The 25,621-nt window shown below is 54.9% G+C and carries 25 protein-coding genes; 6 read left to right on the forward strand and 19 right to left on the reverse strand.

The features are described 5' to 3' along the window. Positions 1-217: 217 nt before the first annotated feature. Complete coding sequence (locus AC3Y2E_RS24975; RefSeq protein ID WP_190925258.1) at positions 218-817, reverse strand: genetic competence negative regulator; 600 nt, start codon at positions 815-817, stop codon at positions 218-220. Positions 818-1,214: 397 nt separating this feature from the next. After that, the gene (locus AC3Y2E_RS24980) at positions 1,215-1,529 is read right to left on the reverse strand and encodes a hypothetical protein (RefSeq protein ID WP_379215256.1); all 315 of its coding nucleotides are present in this window, start codon (positions 1,527-1,529) and stop codon (positions 1,215-1,217) included. Positions 1,530-1,760: 231 nt separating this feature from the next. On the opposite strand from AC3Y2E_RS24980, the gene AC3Y2E_RS24985 reads away from it, so the two are divergent. Beyond that, complete coding sequence (locus AC3Y2E_RS24985) at positions 1,761-2,657, forward strand: polysaccharide deacetylase family protein (RefSeq protein WP_379215258.1); 897 nt, start codon at positions 1,761-1,763, stop codon at positions 2,655-2,657. Between the two features lie 92 nt (positions 2,658-2,749). On the opposite strand, the gene AC3Y2E_RS24990 is transcribed toward AC3Y2E_RS24985, so the two are convergent. Together AC3Y2E_RS24990 and AC3Y2E_RS24995 are read right to left on the reverse strand one after the other, a co-directional pair. Beyond that, entirely contained in the window at positions 2,750-2,944 is a 195-nt protein-coding gene (locus AC3Y2E_RS24990; protein ID WP_190925262.1) for a hypothetical protein, read from the reverse strand. After that, the gene (locus tag AC3Y2E_RS24995) at positions 2,931-3,539 is read right to left on the reverse strand and encodes a CPBP family glutamic-type intramembrane protease (protein ID WP_379215261.1); all 609 of its coding nucleotides are present in this window, start codon (positions 3,537-3,539) and stop codon (positions 2,931-2,933) included. Before AC3Y2E_RS24995 ends, AC3Y2E_RS24990 begins: the two co-directional genes overlap by 14 nt. A gap of 80 nt (positions 3,540-3,619) precedes the next feature. Between AC3Y2E_RS24995 and AC3Y2E_RS25000 the strand changes: the two genes are divergently transcribed. Next, positions 3,620-4,540, forward strand: a complete 921-nt coding sequence (locus AC3Y2E_RS25000; protein ID WP_379215263.1) for a hypothetical protein — start codon at positions 3,620-3,622, stop codon at positions 4,538-4,540. Positions 4,541-5,091: 551 nt separating this feature from the next. After that, entirely contained in the window at positions 5,092-6,684 is a 1,593-nt protein-coding gene (gene serA / locus AC3Y2E_RS25005; RefSeq protein ID WP_379215265.1) for a phosphoglycerate dehydrogenase, read from the forward strand. A gap of 179 nt (positions 6,685-6,863) precedes the next feature. On the opposite strand, the gene AC3Y2E_RS25010 is transcribed toward serA, so the two are convergent. The 10 genes from AC3Y2E_RS25010 to AC3Y2E_RS25055 all read right to left on the reverse strand — a co-directional run bounded on the left by AC3Y2E_RS25010 (position 6,864) and on the right by AC3Y2E_RS25055 (position 17,022). Continuing rightward, positions 6,864-8,669, reverse strand: a complete 1,806-nt coding sequence (locus tag AC3Y2E_RS25010; protein WP_379215267.1) for a HAMP domain-containing sensor histidine kinase — start codon at positions 8,667-8,669, stop codon at positions 6,864-6,866. A gap of 1 nt (position 8,670) precedes the next feature. Continuing rightward, positions 8,671-9,390, reverse strand: coding sequence for a response regulator transcription factor (locus AC3Y2E_RS25015; protein ID WP_379215269.1), 720 nt, complete (start codon positions 9,388-9,390; stop codon positions 8,671-8,673). 39 nt (positions 9,391-9,429) lie between these two features. Then, a complete protein-coding gene (ccsA, locus tag AC3Y2E_RS25020) occupies positions 9,430-10,683 on the reverse strand; it encodes a cytochrome c biogenesis protein CcsA (RefSeq protein ID WP_379215272.1) in 1,254 nt (417 codons plus the stop codon). Position 10,684: 1 nt separating this feature from the next. Then, complete coding sequence (resB, locus tag AC3Y2E_RS25025; RefSeq protein ID WP_379215274.1) at positions 10,685-12,370, reverse strand: cytochrome c biogenesis protein ResB; 1,686 nt, start codon at positions 12,368-12,370, stop codon at positions 10,685-10,687. A 15-nt stretch (positions 12,371-12,385) separates the two neighbouring features. After that, positions 12,386-12,910, reverse strand: a complete 525-nt coding sequence (resA, locus tag AC3Y2E_RS25030; RefSeq protein ID WP_379215276.1) for a thiol-disulfide oxidoreductase ResA — start codon at positions 12,908-12,910, stop codon at positions 12,386-12,388. 75 nt (positions 12,911-12,985) lie between these two features. Further along, positions 12,986-13,735 (reverse strand): pseudouridine synthase, encoded by a 750-nt coding sequence (locus AC3Y2E_RS25035; protein WP_190925275.1) that lies wholly within the window; start codon positions 13,733-13,735, stop codon positions 12,986-12,988. A 19-nt stretch (positions 13,736-13,754) separates the two neighbouring features. After that, entirely contained in the window at positions 13,755-14,096 is a 342-nt protein-coding gene (locus AC3Y2E_RS25040; protein ID WP_379215279.1) for a hypothetical protein, read from the reverse strand. A 567-nt stretch (positions 14,097-14,663) separates the two neighbouring features. Beyond that, positions 14,664-15,206 carry a spore maturation protein gene (locus AC3Y2E_RS25045; protein ID WP_190925279.1) on the reverse strand — a complete coding sequence of 181 codons (543 nt, stop codon included), beginning with the start codon at positions 15,204-15,206 and terminating at the stop codon, positions 14,664-14,666. Positions 15,207-15,212: 6 nt separating this feature from the next. Next, on the reverse strand, positions 15,213-15,812 hold the full coding sequence (locus AC3Y2E_RS25050; RefSeq protein WP_379215388.1) for a nucleoside recognition domain-containing protein: 600 nt from the start codon (positions 15,810-15,812) through the stop codon (positions 15,213-15,215). A gap of 31 nt (positions 15,813-15,843) precedes the next feature. Continuing rightward, positions 15,844-17,022, reverse strand: a complete 1,179-nt coding sequence (locus tag AC3Y2E_RS25055) for a D-alanyl-D-alanine carboxypeptidase family protein (protein WP_379215281.1) — start codon at positions 17,020-17,022, stop codon at positions 15,844-15,846. A gap of 372 nt (positions 17,023-17,394) precedes the next feature. On the opposite strand from AC3Y2E_RS25055, the gene murA reads away from it, so the two are divergent. Further along, positions 17,395-18,699 carry a UDP-N-acetylglucosamine 1-carboxyvinyltransferase gene (gene murA, locus AC3Y2E_RS25060; protein WP_379215283.1) on the forward strand — a complete coding sequence of 435 codons (1,305 nt, stop codon included), beginning with the start codon at positions 17,395-17,397 and terminating at the stop codon, positions 18,697-18,699. A gap of 137 nt (positions 18,700-18,836) precedes the next feature. Here murA and AC3Y2E_RS25065 read toward each other — a convergent pair whose 3' ends face one another. Then, a complete protein-coding gene (locus AC3Y2E_RS25065) occupies positions 18,837-19,559 on the reverse strand; it encodes a FadR/GntR family transcriptional regulator (protein ID WP_379215285.1) in 723 nt (240 codons plus the stop codon). Positions 19,560-19,812: 253 nt separating this feature from the next. Between AC3Y2E_RS25065 and AC3Y2E_RS25070 the strand changes: the two genes are divergently transcribed. Then, positions 19,813-21,237 carry an FAD-binding oxidoreductase gene (locus AC3Y2E_RS25070; RefSeq protein WP_379215287.1) on the forward strand — a complete coding sequence of 475 codons (1,425 nt, stop codon included), beginning with the start codon at positions 19,813-19,815 and terminating at the stop codon, positions 21,235-21,237. An 82-nt stretch (positions 21,238-21,319) separates the two neighbouring features. Continuing rightward, on the forward strand, positions 21,320-22,651 hold the full coding sequence (locus AC3Y2E_RS25075) for a (Fe-S)-binding protein (protein ID WP_379215390.1): 1,332 nt from the start codon (positions 21,320-21,322) through the stop codon (positions 22,649-22,651). A 50-nt stretch (positions 22,652-22,701) separates the two neighbouring features. Here AC3Y2E_RS25075 and ytfJ read toward each other — a convergent pair whose 3' ends face one another. The 4 genes from ytfJ to AC3Y2E_RS25095 all read right to left on the reverse strand — a co-directional run bounded on the left by ytfJ (position 22,702) and on the right by AC3Y2E_RS25095 (position 25,577). After that, positions 22,702-23,226, reverse strand: a complete 525-nt coding sequence (gene ytfJ / locus AC3Y2E_RS25080; protein WP_379215289.1) for a GerW family sporulation protein — start codon at positions 23,224-23,226, stop codon at positions 22,702-22,704. Positions 23,227-23,372: 146 nt separating this feature from the next. Then, complete coding sequence (locus AC3Y2E_RS25085; RefSeq protein WP_379215291.1) at positions 23,373-24,047, reverse strand: DUF2953 domain-containing protein; 675 nt, start codon at positions 24,045-24,047, stop codon at positions 23,373-23,375. Between the two features lie 167 nt (positions 24,048-24,214). Next, a complete protein-coding gene (gene scpB, locus AC3Y2E_RS25090) occupies positions 24,215-24,826 on the reverse strand; it encodes an SMC-Scp complex subunit ScpB (RefSeq protein WP_379215293.1) in 612 nt (203 codons plus the stop codon). Continuing rightward, a complete protein-coding gene (locus tag AC3Y2E_RS25095) occupies positions 24,795-25,577 on the reverse strand; it encodes a segregation and condensation protein A (RefSeq protein WP_379215295.1) in 783 nt (260 codons plus the stop codon). The genes scpB and AC3Y2E_RS25095 overlap by 32 nt, the downstream gene beginning before the upstream one ends. Between the last annotated feature and the right edge of the window lie 44 nt (positions 25,578-25,621).

Here is a 25,621-nt window from a genome sequence, read left to right on the forward strand (position 1 = left end):
CGGGGTTTGCCTTCGCTACCTCCGCACCCATCCTCACGGACTGAGCACTATGCGTCAGCTACTACTTCCGCCGCCACGCGGTGTAGAGGAGACTTTCACTCCTTAGTCGAAGCGCTGCCAAGCGCACAAAAAGCATCCGCAAAAACATCCGTTTTTGAAGATGCTCTATCCGAAGCCGGGGCAGCGTCACGAAACTCGTCTTGTGCATCCGGTCGTCTCATTGGCGGAAATGTTCACACAGACTCTTTACCGCGGACTCGGCAATGATTCGTTTGCCGTATTCGTCCAGAACTGCCGTCGTGACCGAAGTCGCTTCGCCGAATTCGGATAATATGGCGATAAGCGCCTGATCGCGCGACTCATCCGATTCGCTCGGAAGAATTTGCAGGATATACTTATCTTTATAGTGGTAGAGGGCACCGTCGGTAATCCCTATTCCAAATGCTATATGAGACGCCTTCAACAAGTGCTCGAAATCGTGAAACGCATACGAGATCACGTCGCTCTGCTCAAGCGTCACTTCCATCTCGTATACCTCTTCAGCCTCTTCCTCGTCGACCGCATCGGTGCTTTGTACCTTGCCCCGGGTCACGATGACGACCATACCCTGAGCGGGCAGCTGAAACACTTCTACGGCCAGAGGGCCTGAAGCGTCAAATCCGAGTTCCGTATAGGCTTGCTCCATCATTTCGCTAAACAGTTCATGGACTTTCGGAATTTCGCGCCACATATCTTCCTTCTGGATGCCGCGTTCCGTCAGATCGTCGAATGTCAGGAAAATCCTAATCTTATCTAAACTCAAGCGCTCAATTTTCATGACAGGACCTCCCCTTCCACTCCCACTTCCACTTCTGTGATAACAGAGTATGACGCCTTGCAACGAATGGTGAACCTCGAATGCTGGCTTGTATCATCATGTTACCATGTTTTCAAGGAGGATGCACTATAAAGTTGGCTTTATGCAATCGTTCCGGGCTTGCTGGAAGCCGTTTTCGGCTACTATCAATATAGTCGGAGACGGAGTAAAATAACCCCGTTTTTTACACTTTTCATCACCCTGAATAGAAGTTTTCTTATGTATATTGGAAAGAAGCGCTTACAGTTCCATCGGGTAACCGAATATAGCGAAAAATCCGGCTCCCTCTGGGACGCCGGACTTTTCTTCCGTTTGCTTTTGTATTTATAAAAGCAATGTGCCTGCCTGTCCGAAAGTGTTATTGGGTCATGTAGCTGCTCTCGGATTTGTTCAGAATTTCGTCCACTTGGCTTTTTACGGCCGCATCTTGCGCGATCAGTTCCTCCACCTGGCCGAGACCCGACTCGCTGCGGCTGGAATTGGACGAAGACGAAAACTTATCCGAATGACTGCTGCTTGAGGCAAATTTAACCGGCTTGGACGAGGTCGGTTTGCTGAACATGTCGCTCGTCTGGCTCGTAAGACCGGCAAACGACATATGTTTGCCCCGCATATAATAAACGACGGCTGCTGCCCCGACTACGCCGCCCAGCAGGAATGCGCCCATTCTCATTGCTGTCCCTCCCGTTGTTGTGATCAAGAATCGTTTATAGGTTGTCCGAACCGCTTCGCTGGCATCCGTGAAAAAATAGGAAGACCGCTCCGTTTAGGAACGAATCCGCTATGGTACAATAAGTCAGTACATCTGTATTCGACGTCCGGCCGGGCTTGTCCATGTTGTCTCAGGAAGGCTTGACGGGCGACGTTATGCTGCACAATCCAAAACAGGGAGTCGATGCGCACCATGACGATACGAATCTGGAGCAAACCACTGCTGGTTGCGGCCTTGTCCTCGCTTCTGCTGTCCACGGCCGCTTGCCGGCAGACGCCCGGGCCGGAACAACCGCCCTCAACCGCCCTGCCTGCGGACGGCACGGTTAAGGAAGACCGGGCGGGGCGACCGGCGGACGAACCTGCGTCCCCTCCTCCGGCAGCGCAACCGTCTTCAGGCGAGCCGGCTGGGGAAGCGGATACTTCTGTCGTACCAGCTCCCGACGCCGTCAGCAAAACGTATAAGATGAACAAAAATTACGATATCGTGCCCATCGGCCCTGACGGCAACAAAAAGGTCGTCCTGCTGACGTTTGACGACGGGCCGAAGGACAAAGATCAGCTGGAGAAGCTGCTGGGCGCGCTGGACAGCCATCACGCCAAAGCGATATTTTTCGTCAACGGTTACCGGGTGCAGAAAAATCCGGAGCTGTTGAAGCTGATTCACGAAAGAAGGCAAACGATCGGCAATCATTCGTGGGATCATATCGATTTGAAAAATGAACCGAAGGAACGGGTGAACAGCCAGATCGGAGACGTTCAGCGCATCGTAAAAGAGACGGTCGGGACGGTCCCTGCGTTTTTCCGCCCGCCGTTCGGTTCCGCGAACGATTACGTCAAGAAGCAGGCCGCCAAGGAAAATTTGCTGTTCATGACGTGGTCGAACGGCTCGGAAGACTGGCTCTCCACGAATCAGAAGCCGGAAGGCGTCATTAAGCGGGTTTTGGAGCAGCTGCATCCGGGAAGCAACATCCTAATGCACGAACTGCCTTGGACGGCCGATGCGCTGGGCGATCTTTTGACCGAGCTGGAGAAACGGGGCTATTCGTTTGTAGATCCGGCACAGATCGATACCGGACTGGAGCCGTAGGTTCATGTATGCGGCAATACGCATTTGGAAAAAACCTTCAAATTCCGTCCGGACGGAGCTTGAAGGTTTTCGTTTCATTTGGAATATTCGTCTTATTGGCCGTACATCTGATACCAGAAAATGATGCCGATAGTCAATAAAATTAACAGGATGACCAGACTGGCCTGAAATATTTTCGTTGCTTTGGCGTTGTCCGACGAATGGATCACACGTCTGGGCGGAAGCCGCATGTCGTCTTCATCAGGAAGCGAGTGCGTCGTGTCGTTTGAAGATTTAGCGTTCTCCATCTACCTCATCCTTCCGATAACGTATCATACACCCCATCACAAAATCGATTATAAAATGCGCGGCGATCGGAGCCCAGAGCGATCCGGTAAACAGGTACAAATGGCCCAGACCGTAGCTGATCAGAAAAACCATCCCCGTCATCAGCCAATGCCGCAAGTAACGGACATGGATCGCCGCGAACAGGATGCTGGTCCAATAAGGGCCGAAGGCATACTGAATCGCTCCGCGAAAGAGCAATTCCTCGCAAATTGCGACAATAAGCGATATAACGCCGATATGCCACAAAGGCCGATTGCCGAACAGTTTTTTGTTAATTCCCCCGTCGTCGGTCACGTCCTCCGGCACCCATCTGGCGATCAGCCAGTCAAATACGAGCACCGCTGCGGCAAAAACCGCGCCCCACCCCAGCACCGAGATCCCGCCCGGAAATTTCATCACCTGAAAAAGCGTCTGGGACTGAAAAAAAATGATCAATATGCCGATAAAGAGAGTAATGGCTTGGGTGATATACAAATTAACCAGGAGCATACGGTCGTCCAATTCGCTTGGGTCGACTTTACGGATGCGGATGTTTCTGAAGTTTATTTTTTTCATAGTTCCTCCGGCCTATGCAGTTCACAATTTGGGTACTTTCCCCTATACTTTAGGGAGGAAACTGGACAAGGAGTCGTGACATGAATAAGCGTCTAAACCGCTCGGACTACATTTTATCGCTCTTAATCGTCTTTTTACTTGTTTGCGTCTCAGGCGCCTTCTTCTTCGGCGTCAATATCGGAACCAGCCGTGCCGAAGCCCGGTTCGCCTCGCTCCTGGCGGGTCAGGAGGAAGCTTCCAAGAAACCCGGAGCGTATGATCAGCAGCATCTCGTATCGTTTTATCATACGATCTACTCCCCTTATCGCGAATTTACGAACCGCTGGTTCGATCAGTTGAAAGAGCTCGACCAGCCTTCGGTGGACGCCTCCGCGGTCATGAAGGAACTGGCCAAGGCGGCCGACGATAAATACGGCGAAATGGCCAAATCGACGACATCCGAGACGTCCCCTCTGCTCGGCGAAGCTCATCAGAACCTGATGAAAGGGCTGAAGCTGTTCGCCGACAGCGCGAAGAAATTTCAATCCAAGGCGAATTCGATGCACCCGAGCGTGCTGCTTACCGAGCTCGATAAGGATGCCTTCATCCGGGAAGCGAAGAAATTCTCGCTGCAAGGCCAGCAGCAATACTATACAGCCATCGTCAAGTGGAACGAAACCATCGATAAGCAGGTTAAAGGGGTCTCTCTGCTCGATCAGCCGGCCCTCACTCCGCAGGACTGGTCGCAGATGAGCCTGAACGTGAAGAACAGCTACATATCCTCGATCTTGTGGAAAGATATCCGTTTCATGCCGTTGTATCCGCAGGATCTTACAGTACGGATCGATGAGATAATCTCAAGCGGTCAGGTCAAAAAGCTGAACCTTAGCGACGTCCAGTCGATCGTCGATCTGCTCGGCGATACGAATGCGGCACGCAAAGGCGACTTCTTGTCCCGCAAGGATAGATGGTACGGCGGCGAGACGATGCCCCAGCTTCCATTCTTTTACGAAAACAAATAAGGCCGGTTCCACCCTTCCGCTGCCAGGTCAATCGCGATCTGGCAGTTCGTCTGCCCGCACGGATTGTCTCTACTAGAAGATAACGAAAAACACCGGCAAGTTCAAGGGATCGGGCGGTGAAAACCCTGTTTGCCAGTTGTGTCTATTTTATGTCGGCCTGCCTCTCCCGTCACAAATATGTCTCTAAATGATTGACACTCTCAGGCGGTCATGATACATTAGGAGCAATGAAATGATGGAACGACAATGACGGAGAATAGCATCTACGATCCCTTCAGAAAGCCGGTGGCCGCTGCGAACCGGTGGCGGTCGTGATGTGATCCACTCCCGAGTCGATGCGCGAAATGAGCCGTAACGAAGCGCAGCCGGGCGGACCCCGTTATCAATCCAGGTCAATCGACCAAGCAAGGCTGGGCGCGTGAGCGTCCGGCGAATTAGGGTGGCACCGCGAACCAGACTCTCGTCCCTATATACGGTTTCCGTATGTGGACGGGAGTTTTTTGCATTTCCTGCATCATCATTTGCAAGCAGACAGAGGGAGGAACCTGAACATGTACAAGGTGTTAGTATCCGATCCGATCAGCGATATGGGACTGCAGCAGTTGACGGACGCAAGCGATGTTGAAGTAGTAAAGAATACCGGATTAAGCGAGGACGAGCTCGTGGCGATCATCGGCCAGTTCGATGCGCTTCTCGTTCGTTCGCAGACGAAGGTGACCCGCCGGATTATGGAAGCCGGGACAAACCTGAAAGTAATCGGGCGCGCCGGCGTAGGTGTCGACAACATCGACCTGGAAGCGGCTACCAGCCTTGGCATCGTCGTCATCAATGCGCCTGACGGCAACACGATTACCACTTGCGAGCATGCGTTCGCAATGATGATGGCGCTCGCCCGCCATATCCCGCAAGCGTATATGAAAACCGTCACCGGCGAATGGGACCGCAAGTCGTTCGTCGGGGTCGAACTCCGCAACAAAACGTTCGGCGTCCTCGGACTCGGCCGCATCGGCACGGAAGTCGCCAAACGTGCGATCGCCTTCGGCATGAACGTCCTCGGGTACGATCCGTTCATGACGGAAGATCGTGCCGAGAAGCTCGGCATTAAGCTGGCATCGGTCGACGAGATCGTTCGCAGCGCCGACTTCATGACGGTTCATACGCCGCTGACGAAAGAAACCCATCATATGATCGCAAAACCTCAATTCGAGGTTATGAAAAAAGGGATGCGGATCGTGAACTGCGCCCGCGGCGGCATCATCGACGAGCTTGCGCTCGTAGAAGCGATCGACGAAGGGATCGTGGCCGGCGCCGCATTCGACGTATTCGAGCACGAACCGCCGAATCCGGACCATCCGTTCCTGAAGCATCCTAAAATTATTGTAACTCCGCACTTGGGCGCATCCACGATCGAAGCGCAGGAAAATGTGGCGATCGACGTGTCGGAACAAGTCATTAATATTTTGCGCAACGAGCCGTTCAAAAACGCGGTGAATATGCCGCCGATTCCGGCTGAACTGCTGAATAAGATCCAGCCTTACTTCAAGCTGTGCGAGAAGCTCGGCAGCTCGCTCGCCCAGATGACCGAAGGCGCCGTCCGCGAGATTACGATCAACTATTCCGGCGAGCTGGCGGATCTGGATACGAATCCGCTCACTCGTTACGTACTGAAGGGCATCTTGTCCCACCATCTCGGGGCCGAGCAGGTGAACGCCGTCAACTCGATGCATCTGGCCAAACAACGTGACGTCAACATCGTCATTCAGAAGTCGTCCGCAACCAAAGGTTTTACAAACCGGATCACGCTCAGCATGAAGACGAAAGCCGAGGAGCGCTGGGTGTCGGGTACGCTGCTAGCCGGATTCGGCGAACGGATCGTCCAGATCGGACCTTACCCGGTCGACGTGCCTACGGAAGGCCATCTGCTCCTTATCTCGCACTCGGATAAACCGGGAATCATCGGTCGCGTTGGCACGCTGCTCGGCAGCAACGATGTCAACATCGCTACGATGCAGGTTGGACGTACCGATATCGGCGGCTCGGCGATTATGGTGCTGACGATCGACAAGAAGGCGCCGAAGACCGTTCTCGAGCAATTGTCGAACTTGCCCGAAATTAAACGGGTGCGCGAGATCGGCCTCGTATAATCGCCGTATATTCGTGATTGTTTCACGTACAACAAGATTTGTCGCGGTCATTCAACACGTTCTACTGAAAAGCGCGGAAAGTCGGGTCCGCCGATTCGGTACGATTCGCCTCCGTTCGATCCATACCGCTTCACGCACAAAAGGCTATCCTCTTCACCGAGGATAGCCTTTTGTGCGTCTTATACGTGCTTATTGGGCAGTTTTATAGTAAAAGTCGTGCCCTCTCCAAGCTCGCTTTCGGCAGAAATCGTGCCCTGATGGGCGTCCACGATATTTTTGACGATCGCGAGACCGAGTCCCGTTCCGCCGGAAGGGCCGCGGGTTCTCGCTTTGTCGGCTTTGTAAAACCGCTCGAAAATGTAAGGCAAATCTTCGCGCGGAATGCCTTGCCCCCCGTCCTGGATCTCGATCTGCACGATCTCGTCCTTCCTACCGCCGGCCCGGGACACGCAGATAGCGATCCACGAGCCGGAAGGCGTATGGCGCACCGCATTGTCGAGCAAATTCGTCAAAACTTGTTCGAGTCTGTCTTCATCGGCGAGATAAAGCGTGATCGGCTCCGCCGGCATCTCCAGCTTCAAGGCGAGGCCCCGGTCTTTGCACAACGCGGAAAACTTGCGGTGTACCCGCTGGATCAGCGGCTCCAGCTCGAACTCCCGGAAGCTGAGCTCGATATGTCCCGCTTCCATTCGGGCGAGGTCGAGCAAATCTTTGACCAGCCGCCCCATCCGCAGCGACTCGTCATGAATGACCTGCGCCAGCTCGCGGCGTTCTTCCGGCGTCGCCGCGATATCGTCGAGCAGCGCTTCGCTGTAGCCCTGCAGCATCGACAGCGGCGTCCGCAGCTCATGCGATACATTCGCTACGAAATCTTTGCGCAGCTTGTCCAGCCGGTGCTCCTCCGTCACATTCCGCAATACCGCAACCGTTCCCCTTAACCCCTCCGGCGAATACAGGGGAGCCATAACGACGGAATACACGTTGTTGCGGACGTGAATATTGGAGATCATGTCCTTGTTGCCTTTAACCACTTCTTCGAACAGCGGCTGAAGCGGCTGCGGAACCGTCGCTCCTTCATCTCCCCCAGCCTGATCCCAGCCGATCTCGCTCCATTCGGCCACCAGCTTCTCGCCCTGCGGGTTGGCCAGCAGCAGCCGGCCGTCGGCATCCAGGGTGATAACGGCGTCGGTCATACTTCGCAGCACGCTCGACAGATGCTCTTTCTGATGATTCAACGCATGAATCGTCTCGTCCAGCCGGCCGGTCATATGATTGAAGGCGACCGCCAGCTCGCCGATCTCGTCGGAGGAAGTGACCGGCACCCGGTTTTTGTATTCGCCGAGCGTAATGAAATCCGCCGCCTTCTTCATCTGCAGCAGCGGCTGCGTAATTCGGCTCGACAGGAAAAAGGCGAACAGTGTCGTCAGCAGAAAACCGATTACGCCGGCGATGACGAACAGATTTTGAAAATACGCCTGCGTATAATCGAGCGCGATTTGGGCTTGGTACAAAATGATGACACCGTTAATCGTCTCGGTGTTTTTCTCGCGCTGCGGGACGGCTACGGCCAAAAATCGTTTGCCCGACTGCGGATCGTAATAAATGGAAGGAAACGTTCCTCCCTGCAAAACCTGCTCCAGCTTATCTTTGCCGAACAGGTCGAACGCCTGCAGCTTTGGAACCTGGGTGCCCGAAGCTGGCGGAAGGCTCTCCTCGAACCTGGAATTTAACGATAGCACCGCCGCATCCTGGGCGTCCAGCAGCTCCGCCACCGCCGTAATATAATGGATGTCTTCGCGATGCAGCGACAGGTCGGCCGATACTTTGTAAGCCATCTTCTGAAGGCTTCGTTCCTGATCCTTCGAGTTGGCGAAGTTGGTAGTGAGAAACTGCCCCATAAAAACGCCGTTGATCAAAAGAACAACGGCGACTAATCCGATAATGGTCATCCACAGCTTGCCGACGACGCTTTTCCACAGTTTCACTTTATTTCGGCACCTCGAGCTTGTAGCCTACGCCCCAGACCGTAGTAATCATCGAGGCCGCCTCCGGCGAAACTTTGTTCAGCTTCTCGCGCAGCCGCTTGACGTGGGTGTCGACGGTGCGGAGATCGCCGAAAAATTCGTAATTCCATACGTCTTTTAACAAATCTTCCCGCGAAAACACTTTGTCCGGCGAAGTCGCCAAGTAGTGAAGGAGCTCGTACTCCTTGGGCGTCAGCGCCACCTCTTGCCCGCCCGCCGTTACGCGGTGAGCGTCATGTTCGATCACGAGATGCGGGAATACGATGTTGTTGCTCGCATGAATCGCATCCTTGGCCAGATAAGCGGTCGCCGACGAACGGCGCAGAATCGCCTTCACCCGGTAGATCACTTCCCGCGGGCTGAACGGCTTGACGACATAGTCGTCCGCTCCGACCTCGAAGCCTTGAACCCGGTTGGCCTCTTCCCCTTTGGCCGTCAGCATGATGACAGGGGTCGCTTTCACTTGACGCAGTCTCGCGCACACCTCGGTCCCGTCGATGCCTGGCAGCATGACGTCCAGAAGGACCAGGTCGTAATCGCCCTCCAGCGCTTTCACGAGCGCCGACTCCCCGTCTTCCGCTTCGTCGATCGTGTACCCTTCCTTCTCCAAGTACATCCGCAGCAGTCTGCGAATCCGCTCCTCATCGTCAACTACCAGAATGCTCGCTTTCATATCCATCATGAACCGTTCACTCTCCTTTGGGAGCATCGATTGAAACCATTACACGCCTGCATACGAATGAAGACCGGCTATGATCAGATTAACGCCGATCAGCGTAAACATCACGACGACGAATCCGATAACCGCCATCCAGGCCGATTTGCGTCCCTGCCATCCGCGGGACAGACGGAAATGCAAGTAAGCGGTATAAAACAGCCAGGTGATCAGAGCCCATACTTCCTTCGGGTCCCAGCCCCAGAACCGGCCCCATGCCTCGTGCGCCCAGATCATGGCGAAGATAAGCGCGCCTAGCGTAAAGATCGGAAATCCGATCGCAATCGCCCTGTAGCTGATTTCATCCAAATCTTCAGCGTCCATTCCGCTCATGGCCGGATGAATCGCCGCACCGATCTGCTTGCGGAGAATAAGCCGGAGCAGCATGTATACGATGAATCCGGCCAGCAGCGCCCAGACGAACGTATTCAATTTCCTTCCCGCATTAACCCCGTTCATCCAGGACGGAGCCGTAAATAACGGTTCTTTCATGCCAAGGAACGGTTGCATGCTCTCGGTCGCACTGTTAAACGGCTTCACGATCGGCGGCAGCACATAATCGACCTTGTTCGTTTCCACATATTCCTTGCCGGTCTGGTCGACCTTCGTTACTTCCTGTATGAAGGACGCTTCGTAGTTGATTCCTTTAAACACATACACACTGACGATAAACGAAACGATCATCAAAACGACGAAGATGACGATTTCGACTCCCCGCCGCTCCCGGCGGTCCGACTTGGACTGCCCGGAATAATTGATGACACGGATCAGGTACATCAGACCGGCCGCAAAGCCGACCGCGAAGAACGCCTCTCCGAGCGCCGCTGTCGTCACGTGAATTTTCAGCCAGTAGCTCTGCAGAGCCGGAATGAGCGGCTGAATATCCGGAGGAAATACGAGCGCGTAGGAGAGGATGATCACGCCAACCGGCATGGCGAACATGCCGAGAACCGCTGTACGGTAGATCAGATAGACGATGATAAATGCAAGTACAATCATCATCGCCAAAAAGGTCATGAATTCAAACATGTTGCTCGTCGGAATATATCCGGCCGCATACCATCTTGTAATGAAGAAAACCAGCTGAGCGGCAAATCCGGTAATGGTGGTCGCTAAGCCGATCTTCCCCCATCGCTTCGTATGTCCCTCCGGGTCGCGCTCGCTCCACTTCTTCCCGATGACCGCGATGACGAAGCCGAAAAACGACAAGGTGTACAAGATTAGGGCGATCAATAAAAAAGTTCCGCTGACAGTTTCCATATTAAGCTTTGCTCACCTCATTGGCCAGCTGTTTGGGTTCGACGCCGATGCCCATCTGTTTGAGCATTCCCGCCGTTTCGCCGCGCAGTCCGTACCAGTTTTTATTCGTATGTGCGCCCAGCGTCAACCGGTTGCCTTCGTCAAATCGGAGCCAGATGCGCCGGTGCTGCCAATAGATGCCCATCACGACACCAATCATGAAGATAGCCGCTCCCGTAAAAATATAAGGCAGCGCAATGTCTTTGCGAATATTCAAATAGCTGGTGTAGGCGGCAATCTCGACGTCTTCCATCGAGTCAACCGAGATGTCCCAGCTTTCGGCGAAAGCGCCGTTAATTATGTCCTGGCTGAATTTCACCTTATCGATTTCCTTCGGGAAATAGAAGTAAGGCTGTCCGCTCTCCGGCAGTTGCGGCCCGGTAATCATAAACAAAAATGCCGGCGCATTCGGTTCGTTCGATACGGTAATCGGCATTCCTTTGTCATTAACGGAGAAGTCGGGGAAATACTCCTTCAGCTCCAGCTTGTAAGGACCAGCCTCGTAAGACATCGCGGGGTTTTTCATCCTTACTTCAAAAGGCCCGTACGATTCCCCGGTCTGTTTGTTTTTGAGCTTCGGATTCACAGCGAGCAGCTTGGGCGTCTCCGCGTAATCGAACTGGTAGACGAGCAGACCTTTGTAGGAAAGCGGATGGTTTACCGTAATATTTTGCCGCGACACTTCCTTGAGCTGAGGCGGCTTGTCCGGGCTGTCACAATCGCTTTCGCATTCGTACAGTACGGCTTTCGTTTCATACAGTTTGGCGACGATTTTGCCTTGCTCGCGGAACGATTCCGTCATCTCCGTCTCGTCATAAAACGACACGTTGAACTGTTCGTTCATTAAATAGTAGTTCGTCTTCGGTATTTTGGTAGGCTCGCCTTCCAGAAATTCGGAATACTGATCCAAATGCCAGCCCGGAAGCCCTCTCATCAGCAGCGCCAGCAAAAAAATAATCAGACCGATATGGTTGACGTACGGTCCCCAACGGCTGAACCGGTGCTTCTCGGCCAGCAGAGCCGAACCGTCGGTATGAACCTTGTAGCCCTTCTTCCGCAGCTTCTCGGCGCTGCCGGCGACCCAAGCCTCCGGATCGGAAGCGGCTTGCCCTTCCCCCATCGGAACGGTTCCTTCATAGACAACCCTTTGCCTGCGCAGGAAGCTCAGATGTTTGCGGATCTGCTGCTTGCTAAGCGCACGGTACAGCGGGAGCACGCGGTCGAGACTGCATATGACGAGCGACGTGCCGATCATCACCAGCAGGGCGATAAACCACCACGAGCCGTACGTGTCGGACAATCCGAGCTTATAGTACAGATCGCCGGACCAGCCGTACGTACTCTTGTAATATTTCGCCGGGTCGACGTTGACGAACGTGTTCTCCTGCGGGTAAATCGTGCCCAGCATCGAGCCGAGCAAGGTGGCCAGGATCAAATAAATCGCAATCTTGACCGAAGAGAAGAAATTCCACACTTTGTCGAGAATCGACGGATTCGCCTTCTGGGAACGCCTCGCTACTCCGTCGTACCGCATCTCTAACGGCTCATTGTCGGCGCCGTCCTCAAACAGCGGTTTCCCGCACGCCTCGCACAAGACAGTCCCCACATGATTTTGGTGACCGCACTCGCATTTTGTGTTCGCAATCACGGGGTTATCGCTCCTTTATTGCTTCAGCATCGGCTGGATCGTCTGTTCGATAAAATTGTCGTCCATCTCGATGGAGGCAATTTTCACGATCTTTCCTGCCGAGTCAACGAAAAATGTCGTCGGATACGAACGAACGGCATAGCGGTCCCGCATACGAAGCTCCTTGTCGAACAGGACGGGAAACGTCATGTTGTACTGACGGACGAAACTTTGCACCGTCACTTTGCTTTCATCCAGATTCAGAGCGAGCACGACGAGCCCTTTGTCTTTCCACTTGTCGTATTGCCGCTGGATCGCCGGCATTTCCCGAACGCACGGCTCGCACCAGGTCCCCCAAAAGTTGACCACGACCGGCTGACCCTTGAAATCGGATAGCGTGTACGATGTGCCGTCAAGCCCTGTTAACGTAAAATCAGGAGCAGCGCTCCCTTCCCGCGGAATCTCGTCCTCGGCGAACAGGCTGCTCCCGATCGTGTACCCGCCGATCAGTAGAACCGCGGTTAATATGATGGCCTGAATCCATCTCCTATGTTGTTTCATCGCGGATCACCTTCGCTTCGTATTGTCAATCCAACTACTCACATTATAGCGAAACTTGACGCTGAAAAAGGGGCGTCATGGCCGCCCTTTTTGAACATTATGTGACTGGAGCGCGGTTCTGCGAAGTTCCTCCACTTCCGCATTCGTCAGCTTCCTGTATTTCCCTCTCATCAATCCGTCCAGCTGAACGGAACCGAATTGAACCCGCTTCAACCGTTCCACCGGAAAATGAATCGCCTCGAACATCCGGCGCACTTGCCGGTTCCGGCCTTCATGGATCGTGATCGATACGATCGTCTCGTTTTTGTCGGGGTTGATATCTACATATTCGACTTCCGCCGGCGCCGTCATCCCGTCCTCCAGCTGAATGCCCTGGCGCAGCTTGTCCAGCGAGTCTCCGTGCGGCACGCCTTTGACGGTCGCATGGTACGTTTTCGCCACATGATGCCTCGGATGGGTGAGCAGGTTGGCCAGCTCCCCGTCGTTGGTCAGCAGCAGCACGCCTTCGCTGTCGTAGTCGAGCCTTCCGACCGGATAGATCCGCTCCTTCACGTCATGTATGTAATCGCTGACGACCTTGCGGCCTTCCGGATCGGAGGCGCTCGTAATGACGCCCTTCGGCTTGTTGAACAGCAAATACGTCATCTGCTGACGGTTGATCGGACGCCCGTCCACTTTTATGACATCGACGGCGGGGTCGACCTTCACCCCGAGCGTCGTTACCGTCTCGTCGTTCACTTCCACTCGACCCGCCGTAATGATCTCTTCGCACTTCCGGCGCGATGCTACGCCCGCTTGGGCCAGCACTTTTTGCAATCGTTCCATTATAATGGTCACCTCAAACCTAATGATAACCATCCTTTGGCGAAATCACAAGTTCGGACCATGGAAAAAACGAGCCGGGACAAACGTCGCTGTGCGACAGCGAATGGTTCGGATCGAACCCGAACGTTTCGGCGAGTCGGAGCACCAGCTTCTGCAGAACGAAAAACTGTTCCTCCATCAGTCCCGACATCGCTTCCTCCGGACGGGAGAAGTCCCCCTCTACGCAAATATGAATCATCGCCGGATCGGTCGCCTCGGATGCCGGGATAATCGTTCCGCGGCGCGTTATATAAAAGTCGTAGCCCTTTCCGTTAATCGCGGAGCAAACGGATTGATGAATCGTAATGCCGGTTGGCCGCATCCGGCCTCACCTCGCCTTCTCATGCTACCTTATTATATGTAGGCGGAAGGAAGGGGTGCGCAGATGCGCCCGGGACAGGGTGGATGAGGGAAACCTTTGTCTGCGAGGAGAATAACAGTCTCTAGCACCCTCTATTTTCTGCAGATGGAGTAGACAGAGACGAATAGAGGCGGTTTGGACCCCTTATTTCAGCCAACTCGTGCGGTCAACCCTCTTATCGCGGATTTTAGCAGCTTCAAACCGCTCCTATTCCGTATCCCGGCCGGTTTTCGCACAAAATAAAGGGTGCAAACCGCTCCTATTCGGTTTCCCTTACCCGCCCCATAACCAGACCCACACCAGATCGATCGAACGTCCACGTTGAACGCCTGCCCGCCCTCCATGTTGTCCGGATTGCCTGCAACTTCGGCGAAGAAATCAAAAGCCGGTGACTTCGATACCGCCCCTCCACCAAGCCGAGCAGAACGCGTTCAGCGGCTGAAACAAAACGTATACGTTACTAGAACTAAAAAAGCCCGCCGCCGAAACGGAAATCTCCGCTTCGCGACGAGCCCGGAATACTTCTGGTTACCCCGCTGTGCCGAAAATAATCAAACAGATGGCGACGGCCGCCACAAAACCGACCAGGTCGGAAAACAAACCGACCTTTAACGCATATCGCCCCTTCCGTATGCCTACGGCACCGAAGTAAACCGTTAGAACGTACAAGGTCGTATCGGTACTGCCCTGGATCGTCGATGCGATTCTGCCGATCATCGAGTCGGGCCCGTACTCGCCGATCAGGTCGGCTGTAAAGGCCAGAGAGCCGGAGCCGGTAATCGGACGCAGAATCGCGAGAGGCAGCACCTCCCCGGGAACCCCGATATATTGAAGCATCGGCTTCATCCAGTTGAGCATAACGTCCATAGCCCCGGAAGCGCGAAAGACGCCAATGGCCACCATCATCCCGACCAGATGCGGAATGATTTTGACCGCCGTATCGAAACCGTCCTTGGCCCCCTCGACGAACGATTCGTAGACGGGCACTTTTTTGTATACCGCATACAGCGGAATGAGTACGATTAATACCGGAATCGCCCAGGCGGACAATACGGAGACGAACGTGTACAAGCGCATTCACCCTTTCGGGACAGTTTTGGCGAGCAGCCGCCTTCGGCACCATCTGTCGGCGACGATCGCAGCCAGTGTGGCGACTGCCGTAGCGAGCAGCGTCGTCCCTACAATTTCGGCCGGATTGGCGGAATTGTAGTTCATCCGGATGGCGATCAAAGTAGTCGGAATGAGTGTTATGCTCGCCGTATTGAGCGCAAGCAGCGTGCACATGGCCGGGCTCGCCGTGTCCTTGTCCGGATTCAGCGTCTGCAGCTCCTGCATCGCTTTGATTCCCATCGGAGTCGCCGCATTACCCAGTCCCAACAGATTGGCGCTCATATTGGACATGATGTAGCCGACAGCCGGATGATCTTTAGGAACGTCCGGAAACAGCAGGCGCACGACTGGGCGCAGCAGCACGGCGATTTTGCGCAGCAGGCCGGAGTCTTCGGCGATCCGCATCATACCGAGCCAGAACACTAATATGCTGATCAGACCGAAGCTGATCGTCACTCCGCTTTTCGCCCCGTCAAATACCGCTTTCGTGACCGCCTCGACATTCCCCTGCGCTGCGGCAACGGCAAATCCGGCAGCTATAAAAAACAGCCATATCCAGTTAACGATACCGATCCCCTCCCAATAGAGACGGCCACCTTTATTCCGATAAGACGAACAGCCGACGCACCGTCTCCTTCAGCGTCTGCTGCCACAACCCAAGCCCGGTGACCCTGTACTTGTCGCTTTCCCGGAAGCTGAAGGCCGACCGGTCTTTCGCTTCCAGGCGCGGGCTGCCTTCCGCATACAGCGGAACCGATCCGATCGGCGTGCCCGACAAATAAAAGAACAACGTTCCGCGCTCTCCAAGCCGGTACTCAGACGCCGCCGGATCGAGCAATACCGCCTCTTTGCGGATCAAGCCGGACTCTTCCTCGTACAGCGGATAGGAGAACGTCCGGCCGACCGCCACAGGCAGATTCTCGATCTTATCCCCTCTGTGAACGAGATCGCGCAGAGGATAATTCGCAAATCCGTAGTCCAGCAGCTTCTTATGGTCGAGCCAATCGTTCGGATCGTTTAAGGTGACGACTGCAATCTGCTGGCCCTCGCGGGTAGCGGAGGAGACGAGACACCTTTTGGCCAGCTTCGTATACCCGGTCTTCACCCCGTCCGCGCCTTCATAAATCGACAGCATCTTGTTTTTGTTCATCCATGTATAGTCCCAATCCTCGTGCGGGTTCGGCGCCGATTTCGTTTTCGTTTTGACGATATCGCGAAATACGGGATTGCGGAGCGCATAAGCGGTCAGTTTGGCCATATCCGACGCTGTCGAGTAGTGGCCTTCCTCGTCCAGGCCGCTCGGATTTTTGAACTGCGACCGGGTCATACCGGCCAGCTCCGCTGTCTCGTTCATTAAATATACGAACCCTTCAAGCGACCCGCCGACATGTTCGGCAATCGCCGTAGCCGCATCGTTGCCCGAACGGAGCATAAGCCCGTACAGCATATTTTCCAGACTCATCTTCTCCCCGGCTCTCAGGTAGATCGACGAGCCCTCCTTGCCGGCGGCTCTGCCGCTGACCTCGACCTGATCGGACAACGTTCCGTGCTCGATCGCTACGATTGCCGTCATAATCTTCGTCAAGCTTGCGATCCGCATCTGCTTGTCACCGTTTTTGGATACGATCAACCGGCCCGACGTCACGTCAACCAGCGCCGCCGCTTCCGCACTCGTCTGCACGCCGGTCGGCGCGGCCATGGTCCAGTGCGGCCATATAAGCAGCAGCGCGAGCGACCCTAAGGCGAAACGCCGCAACATTTTGCGATACCCCTCCATCTTCCGTTTCTCACCCCGATCTTGGCGTTATCCGCCGGTTGGTACAAGTATATGCTTATCCGATTCGGATATGAACGGATTGTCCGGACAATCACGGGAAAGGAATGGTGAGACGGAGGCACACAACCGCCCGGCGCGGCTTATAATAGTTAAAATGAATCATGTCCCGGAGAAAAGACACCTTTCGAAACCGAAGTAAAAACGGTTCAATCGGGCTTGTTTATGCGTTATTACGGGCTTTCCGGCACGTTCCGACAGAGTATATTCTGTCAGATGAAAAATAATGGTTTCACATCCTTCTACTTATTGACTTTCCTCCCCAAACATGAATAAATAGTATGGTGACGACTTTACCGGAAAGTGGGAACCCCATTGAACATCATACGCATCGAACGCTCCGGGCCGTTAAGCGGCTCCGTCAAAATACAAGGCTCCAAAAACAGCTCTCTCGCCCTGATGGCCGCGTGCTGCTTATCCGACCAGCCGATTACTTTATCGGGCATTCCCGACATCTACGACATCCGAATCATTTGCGACATCGCCGGCGACATCGGGATGGGTGCGGCGCGGCTCGCGAACGGCGACATCCGGCTTCATCCCGGAACGATCCATAACGCCAACATCGACAAGGACAAAGCTTCGTCCTACCGGGCTTCCTATTACTTTGTCGGCGCGCTGCTCGCCAAGTTCGGCAAAGTAAGCATCGGGTTTCCCGGAGGCGACAATTTCGTCTCCCGCCCGATCGACCAGCATATTAAAGGCTTGAAAGCAATGGGCGCCGAGTTCTCGTTTCATGAAGATCATTACACCGTAGAAGCGAAGAAGCTGAAGGGCGCCGATATTTATTTCGATATGATCACATCCGGCGCCACGATTAACTGCATGCTCGCCGCCGTGCTTGCCGAAGGACGCACCGTGCTGCGCGGAGCGGCCAAAGATCCGGAAGTCGTAGATACGGCTATTCTCCTTAACGAGTTGGGCGCCAAAGTATCCGGAGCCGGCACGGATACGATCCGCATCGACGGGGTGCGGTCGCTCGAAGGCGGGCACCATACGGTCATTCCGGACCGGTTGATCGCCGGCGCTTTTCTCATGTCGGCGGGTGTCGCCGGCGGGTCGGTTACCGTCACCGACGTAATTCCGGACCATCTGGGCTCGTGCCTCGCCAAGCTGACGGAGATTGGCATGGAGATCGACTACCGGGATCAGAGCATTACCGTGAGTTCAGCCGGCAGGCTGAAGGCGGTTCGCGTGCGGACGGCCATGTACCCCGGCTTCGCCACCGACCTGCAGCAGCCTTTGACCGCCCTGCTTACCCAGGCTTCGGGCAGAAGCATCATCGCCGAGAAAATTTATCCGAAGCGGTTCCAGCACGTAGCTCAGCTGCGCCGGATGGGAGCCGACATCGACGTGCGCGGCAGCACGGCTTATATTCGCGGAGGCGCGCCGTTATCCGGCAGTTGGGTGCACGCTACCGACATCCGGGCCGGAACCTGCCTGCTGCTGGCCGGTATGGCCGCCGAAGGAACTACGTTCCTTACCGGTGTCGATCATATCGAGCGGGGTTATGAGGATGCGCTCACCGCGTTCCGCTCACTCGGCGCCCTTATGAGTCTGGAGCAAGTCGACGCCGCCCACGCCGAAGAGAAGCTCCGCATCGGCAATGCCAAGCTGTAACGCGATTCCTTTTTTCCGCTTCATACGAAATAAAGAACCTTCATGCTCCTTTCGGCTTCGAAAGGAACATGCAAGGTTCTTTTTGGGTTTCGCAGCGAACCGCTCAAGGCGGCCAGCCTATAGCAATTCCGTGCGTGCTATGTATTTGATTCGGATAAGGCCCGGCGCACGACATTTTCAACCTTAAGCAGGTGGGTCCGCATCGCCTCATGCGCCCGTGTCTCGTCCTGCTCCCGAACCGCCTCGAAAATATCGGAATGCTCTCTCAGCAGCCGGGTCGCCTCCGCCCGCTCCCCGTAAAACCACAGCTTTCTCGATTCTCTCATACTGTCGTGAAGACGCTGCGACAACGATTCCATCATCGGGATCAGCAGCGAATTGTGCGTAGCTTCCGCCAGCTTCAGATGAAACCGGACGTCCGCCTCTTCGCCTTTCGCTTCGTCGTTCAGGTACAGCTCCATCAGCTTCAGCTCGTGCCCGATCGCCTCCAAGTCCTCGGCGCTCCGGTTTCGAGCAGCTAGCGAAGCACAGCCGGTCTCCAATATTTTGCGGACCTCCAGCAGCTCCTGAATCGATTCCGCACTGGCAAATAAAGAGTTGCCTTCGCCCGGCGCCTGTTCCTTCGGAAGCTCGGCGCTGACGTACGTCCCCCCACCCTGGCGGATTTCCACAAGTCCCATCGCCTTCAAAGCGCTTAACGCTTCGCGGATCGTCGATCGACCGACCCCAAAGCTCGACGCCAGATCAACGACCGAAGACAGCTTCGTGCCGGGTGCGAATTCCCCGTTTCTAATTCTCGATTTGATTTGCTCCATAACGAGCTCATAACCTTTAAGCGGTTTTACCTGGTCAAATACCATCGGTCCGGTCCTCCTGTTCCTTTGACTATACGGCCCGTGTCCGGTTCGGAGTCAAAAGGGGAAACTTCCACATCTATTGGGCAATCGCTGCAAACAGTCTCGCAGGAACCGTTGCAAAGCGATACGGCGAAAAATTCGGTGTTTCCCTTCACTTCATGACGAAAAAGGATATACACACATTCTATAGTAAGCTATAATGAGAGAAAAGTCATCTGATGACCTGATCAATTTCACATTAATAGGAGGATTCGGGATGCTGAATCAATCAATCCGCGCCAAGCTTATCGAGATCGTCGGTGAATCGTGGTTTAAGGACGATATGGAAGCGCTGGTCAGCTATTCTTACGACGCTACGCCGATGCAGCAGGCGCTGCCGGACGGCGTTATTTTCCCTTCGACTACCGAGCAAGTATCCGGCATTCTGAAAGTTGCCAACGAGCATCACATTCCGATCGTGGGCCGCGGCGCGGGAAGCAACCTGTGCGCCGGCACCGTGCCGCTGGAGGGCGGGATCGTCATGGTGATGAACCGGATGAACAAGCTGATCGAGATCGATACCGAAAATTTGACGGCAACGTTCCAAGCCGGTCTTAATACGAAAATGTTCCATATGGAGGTCGAGAAGCTCGGCCTGTTCTACCCGCCCGATCCAAGCAGCATGATCATCTCGACGCTTGGCGGCAATATTATGGAGTGCGCCGGAGGGCTGCGCGGTCTGAAATACGGGACGACCAAAGATCACGTCATCGGCCTCGAGGCGGTTCTTCCGAACGGCGAGATTATCCGGACCGGCGGGAAGCTGTACAAGGACGTTGCGGGATACGACTTGACCAAGCTGCTGGTTGGCTCCGAAGGGACGCTTGCGATCGTCACCGAAGCGACGGTGAAGCTGATGCCTGCGCCCAAGTACCGGAAAACAATGGTCGCCATGTACAGCGACATTTATGCGGCCGCCCGCTCTGTATCGGCAATCGTCGGCAACCGGATCATCCCGGCTACGCTCGAATTTTTGGATAACGCCACGATCCGGGTCGTAGAAGGTTTTAACAAAATCGGACTGCCCATCGACATGGAAGCGATTCTGCTGATCGAGCAGGACGGCTTGGACGAAAACGTCGTCGAGAACGACATTAAGGAAATCGTAAGGATCTGCAAGGAGCAGGGAGCCGTAGAAGTGAAGATGGCGGCGGACGCAACCGAAGCCGAGAAGCTGATGCTGGCCCGCCGAAGCGCCTTGTCTACTTGTGCACGCATCCGCCCGACGACGATTTTGGAGGACGCCACCGTCCCTCGTTCCAAAATCGCCGACATGGTTATCGCGATTAACGAGATCGCCAAAAAATACAATGTGCAAATATGTACGTTCGGCCACGCCGGAGACGGCAATCTCCATCCGACCTGCACGACCGACGCTCGCGATACCGAGGAAATTCATCGCGTAGAGCAGGCGTTCGAAGAAATTTTCGAAGCTGCGATCCGGCTCGGCGGCACGATTACTGGAGAGCACGGTGTAGGCGTCGTTAAGGCGCCTTATCTCGAATGGAAGGTCGGCGCGGCAGGCATCGAGGTGATGAAGGCGATCAAGCATGCCTTCGACCCGAACAACATCATGAATCCAGGCAAAATATTCGCCAAACATACCCGGAAAAGAGTGGTGATTGACAATGGCAGCCGTTAAAGAACCCGCTAATCATTCCCATCATCCGACTCCGTCCGGTTCGACACTTGAGAAAAAGCCGTTAAACCCGCTTGCCCAAACGATGAAAATGCAGCTCAGCTATGACGAGCTGACCAACTGTATGCGCTGCGGCTTCTGCCAAGCGGCTTGTCCGACCTTTATCGAGACAGGGCTTGAGGCGGCTTCGCCGCGCGGCCGGATTGCGCTGATGAAGGCGGTCGTCGACGGCATAATGGAGCCGGATCAGAAGTTCCAGAATCAGATGGATCTGTGTCTCGGCTGCCGCGCCTGTGAGCCGGTATGTCCCGCCGACGTCAAATACGGCCATCTGCTGGAGGCGACGCGCGATTCGGTGGAGCAGCACGTCGAACACCGCTGGTTCATTAAGGCGGCACGCAAAGTTGCCTTCAAGCAAGTATTCCCGAAACAAAACCGGATGAAGCTGGTAGGCAAGCTGCTGCGGACGTACCAAACATCCGGTCTGCAAAAAGTCGCGCACGGCATCGGGGTCATGAAGCTGTTCCCGAAAAATATGAGAGAAATGGAGCCGATCTTGCCGGTAGCGTCCGGCCGCGGCGTATTCGAGACGTTCGGAACGCGCGTCCCTGCCAAAGGCGAGAAAATCGGCACTGTAGGCATGTTCCGCGGCTGTCTGATGGACGTGTTGTTCACGGAAACGAATCTGAACACCGTTCGTCTGCTGACCGAAGCCGGGTTCGAGGTCATTATTCCGGAGACGCAAAACTGCTGCGGCGCGCTTCACGCTCATGCCGGCGAGATGAGCCAGGCCAAGGAATTGGCGAAAAAAAACGTGCGCGCATTCCGCGAAGCGAACGTCGATTATATCGCGTCCAACGCGGGAGGCTGCGGTGCGCTGCTGGTCGAATACGATCACCTGCTGCATGACGAGCCTGAATATGCCGACGACGGCAAATGGTTTGCTTCGCGCGTGAAGGACATCAGTTTGCTCCTGCTCGGAAAAGGCCGTCTCCCTTCGTTCGAGGAACCCAAAGCGGCACAAGACGACGGCAAGCCGCTGACGATCACGTACCAGGATTCCTGCCATCTGCGCAACGTGATGCGGTCATCCGGAGCTCCCCGCAACCTGATGAACCGGGTCGCCAACGTCAAATTCGTCGAGCTCCAGGGCTCCGACCGCTGCTGCGGCTCCGCAGGCATCTATAACATTGTGCAGACCGAGATGGCCAACCAGATTCTGGAACACAAGATGGAGCATGTCAAGGAAACGAACGCTCATCTTATGATTACGAGCAATCCCGGCTGTCTGCTGCAAATGAAGCTCGGGATCGAACGCGAGAAGCTGTCGGATCAGATGGAAGCCGTTCATATCGTCGACTTTTTGTACGACCGGTTGAAATCGGATGACCGCTCTCCGGACTCCGCTTCAAAATAAACTAAAAAGCTGCCCCGTTGCGGGCAGCTTTTTGCTACTAATAGCCAAATTTACACGATCACGTTCGTCTCGTTGGAAATGATTCCGCTGTCGCTTGGCGGGATTACGCCGCTCATCGTGCTTTTGTTCGCTTTCAGCATGCTCTGGATTTTGTCGACGACGTGCGGAGCCGAATCGATCAGCCGTTCATACAGGTGAGTCTGGTTATCCAGCGGAACGACCTTCACTCCGTGCTTGCCGACGACAAGAAACGCGATTGGCGTAATCGATACGCCGCCGCCGCTGCCGCCGCCGAACGGAAGCGCCGGCTGCCCGTACGAATCGGTGCGGTGCTGCTGGCTTTGGCCGCCATTTTTGTGCTGTCCGCCTGCATGATGATGATCCTGGTTGTCGGTTGGTTCGACGGAAAACTCACTTCCGCCTGCGGCAAAGCCGAATCCAACCTTGCTGATCGGCATGATGACGCTGCCGTCGGGGGTTTCGACCGGATCGCCGACGATCGTATTCACGTCGACCATTTCTTTAATATTTTCCATCGCGGTCTTCATTAGACCTTGAATCGGATGTTCACTCATACGTATTCCTCCTCCGGTTGGCTCTATGCTGATGAATGACGACTTCTCATACAGGCATAGGTTACCCAAAGGAGTAACGGTTATGTACCCGGAAACCTTATTAATTCATTCCTCTTCCGACATTATGGCCAGACCGTGGCCTTCCTTCAAGACGGCTTGAACCAGATCTTCCTCCAAGTCCGCAGCCCGCCCTTAGCCCGCAGTATACGCACCAGCAGCCGGAATGCCGCATATACGGCATACAGCGCCTTCAGCTTGAATTTGCATACCGCCTCCGTCGAGAACATCGTCCGGTTGAACTGGGGCTGCACGTTTAACGACGGTCTGGCTTCGAGACGGACAAATCGCAGCAAATAGCCGAGTATCGACGTTTTGATTCCCCATACGACGCCGGTCGTCACGGCGGTATCCGCCGCGTCTCCGAGTCCGATCCGCGTCACCCAGCTTAGCTCGGTGCAGACGGTGCGGGACAATACGGATTTGGTCCATTCCACAAGCTCGGCGGTATGAGCCAGCAGCATTTTCGTTTTATGAAAAAATTGTTCGATTTTCTCCCGGGTAATAACGGTTTTGTGTTCGTCCAGCAGTTCGTTTAATTTGCGGTTCATTTGCTCCAAGCGCAGTCTGAAGCCTCTGCCTTCCCATTCGATCAGCGGGACTTTATAATGCAGCCGGAGCAGGCCGAACATTCCCCGGATATCGACGGCCAGCGTATCGTCGTTTTCCACCCTCGAATACCGGACTCGAATATGAATATCGCTGAAAACGAACAAGAGCATTCCCGCAACGAGAATGCCCGCGACAAGCCATATCCATAACATGGCGCCCGATCCCCCGTCATCCTAAAACTCTGGGCGTCAAATGCGCCCGTGTCAAAGTTTAGTATGACCTTTCCATCGGACCGTATGCGTCAAACGACGGATTGCCGGTACGGCGGGATCGGAGTTTGCTCCTCCTCGTCGTGCAGTAACAGACGGCCCGTTTACGATCAGCCGTTGCGTTCCACATCGTCGATCGTAAGCTGCTGATGATTGTCCAGCTTCTCGAACAGCATGCGCGTTTCTTCCTCGAGATCGTCCGGATTTTGGAACAGTGCCGCTTCCGGCAGCTCCTGAAGGCCGGCCAACCCGAAATAATCGAGAAACGACTTGGTCGTGCCATATAAAATCGGCCGGCCTACCGCATCGGCGCGACCGACTTCCATGATCAGATTTTTGGCTACAAGCGTCTGCAGCGCCCGATCCGCTTTCACCCCGCGGATTTCCTCCACCTCGATCCGGGTGAGCGGCTGCTTGTAGGCGACGATCGCAAGTGTCTCAAGCGCCGCCTGAGACAAGCTCGAACGGGTAGGCGATTGCGCCAATCGTTCGAAATACGGGGCGTGCGCAGGAAGCGTCGTCAGTTGGTAAGCTCCGGCAATCTCGACGATTTGCACGCCGCGCTCCTCGCGGCGGAAATCCTCGGTCATTTCCTTAAGCAAGCCGGACACCGCCTGAGGCTGCATCTCGACAACCTCGGCGATCTGCTTCACATCCAGTCCTTCGTCTCCTGCCGCGAACAGCAGCCCTTCAATAACCGATTTCATCTGACGGTAATTCAACCGCCGCCCCCTCCTCTTTCGCCTGGATCACAATGTCGTCGAACAGCCGGTTTTGAAAACATACGATCCGTTTGGTCTTCATCAGCTCGAGCAGCGCCAGAAACGTAACGACGATCTCTTCCCGCTCCGCGCTATGATCGAACAGTCTGGAGAACAACACTTTCCCTCCGCGATCGACGAGCAGCGTCAGCACCTCGCGCATCCGTTCCTTGACCGATACTTCGTCGCGCCTGATCTTGGCGACCGTGCTGCGGGACTTCGCCTTGCGCAGCGCACGCTGGAAGGCGATCACAAGATCGGCGATATCGAGCCCCTCCACCGGGTTCACTTCGACCTCCCGGACAAACGGGGTCAAATCCTCCGGCTCTCGCGTATAAACCAGGCTGCGTGCCAGCTCCTTATCCCGCAGTTCCTCGGCGATCGCTTTGTACTTGCGGTATTCGAGCAGCTTCTGCACGAGTTCAGCCCTCGGATCGTAGTTTTCGTCCTCGTAGAAGTCGTCCTCCAGCTCAAGAGGCGGCGGTTTGGGCAGCAGCATATGGCTTTTGATCGCAAGCAGCGTAGCGGCCATCACGAGAAATTCGCTCGTTACTTCCAGCTCCAGCTCTTGCATCGCAGCCAGCACTTCCAAGTATTGTTCGGTTATTTCGCTGATCGGAATGTTATATATATCGATCTCCGACTTGTCGATCAGATGGAGCAACAGGTCGAGGGGACCTTCGAACGTCTCCAATTTGTAATGCGGCTTCATTCCCGGGTCCACCTCATCTTGCGAATGCGAATCTCAGTCTAATA

The sequence above is a fragment of the Paenibacillus sp. MAH-35 genome (assembly GCF_058135425.1).

What these genes read in the sequence shown, in the direction of transcription:
- AC3Y2E_RS24975 (WP_190925258.1), bottom strand. Translation starts at nt 817, where the DNA reads ATGAAAATTGAGCGCTTGAGTTTAGATAAGATTAGGATTTTCCTGACA.
- AC3Y2E_RS24980 (WP_379215256.1), bottom strand. Translation starts at nt 1,529, where the DNA reads ATGAGAATGGGCGCATTCCTGCTGGGCGGCGTAGTCGGGGCAGCAGCC.
- AC3Y2E_RS24985 (WP_379215258.1), top strand. Translation starts at nt 1,761, where the DNA reads ATGACGATACGAATCTGGAGCAAACCACTGCTGGTTGCGGCCTTGTCC.
- AC3Y2E_RS24990 (WP_190925262.1), bottom strand. Translation starts at nt 2,944, where the DNA reads ATGGAGAACGCTAAATCTTCAAACGACACGACGCACTCGCTTCCTGAT.
- AC3Y2E_RS24995 (WP_379215261.1), bottom strand. Translation starts at nt 3,539, where the DNA reads ATGAAAAAAATAAACTTCAGAAACATCCGCATCCGTAAAGTCGACCCA.
- AC3Y2E_RS25000 (WP_379215263.1), top strand. Translation starts at nt 3,620, where the DNA reads ATGAATAAGCGTCTAAACCGCTCGGACTACATTTTATCGCTCTTAATC.
- serA (WP_379215265.1), top strand. Translation starts at nt 5,092, where the DNA reads ATGTACAAGGTGTTAGTATCCGATCCGATCAGCGATATGGGACTGCAG.
- AC3Y2E_RS25015 (WP_379215269.1), bottom strand. Translation starts at nt 9,390, where the DNA reads ATGATGGATATGAAAGCGAGCATTCTGGTAGTTGACGATGAGGAGCGG.
- ccsA (WP_379215272.1), bottom strand. Translation starts at nt 10,683, where the DNA reads ATGGAAACTGTCAGCGGAACTTTTTTATTGATCGCCCTAATCTTGTAC.
- resA (WP_379215276.1), bottom strand. Translation starts at nt 12,910, where the DNA reads ATGAAACAACATAGGAGATGGATTCAGGCCATCATATTAACCGCGGTT.
- AC3Y2E_RS25035 (WP_190925275.1), bottom strand. Translation starts at nt 13,735, where the DNA reads ATGGAACGATTGCAAAAAGTGCTGGCCCAAGCGGGCGTAGCATCGCGC.
- AC3Y2E_RS25040 (WP_379215279.1), bottom strand. Translation starts at nt 14,096, where the DNA reads ATGCGGCCAACCGGCATTACGATTCATCAATCCGTTTGCTCCGCGATT.
- AC3Y2E_RS25055 (WP_379215281.1), bottom strand. Translation starts at nt 17,022, where the DNA reads ATGGAGGGGTATCGCAAAATGTTGCGGCGTTTCGCCTTAGGGTCGCTC.
- AC3Y2E_RS25065 (WP_379215285.1), bottom strand. Translation starts at nt 19,559, where the DNA reads ATGGTATTTGACCAGGTAAAACCGCTTAAAGGTTATGAGCTCGTTATG.
- AC3Y2E_RS25070 (WP_379215287.1), top strand. Translation starts at nt 19,813, where the DNA reads ATGCTGAATCAATCAATCCGCGCCAAGCTTATCGAGATCGTCGGTGAA.
- AC3Y2E_RS25075 (WP_379215390.1), top strand. Translation starts at nt 21,320, where the DNA reads ATGAAAATGCAGCTCAGCTATGACGAGCTGACCAACTGTATGCGCTGC.
- ytfJ (WP_379215289.1), bottom strand. Translation starts at nt 23,226, where the DNA reads ATGAGTGAACATCCGATTCAAGGTCTAATGAAGACCGCGATGGAAAAT.
- AC3Y2E_RS25085 (WP_379215291.1), bottom strand. Translation starts at nt 24,047, where the DNA reads ATGTTATGGATATGGCTTGTCGCGGGCATTCTCGTTGCGGGAATGCTC.
- AC3Y2E_RS25095 (WP_379215295.1), bottom strand. Translation starts at nt 25,577, where the DNA reads ATGAAGCCGCATTACAAATTGGAGACGTTCGAAGGTCCCCTCGACCTG.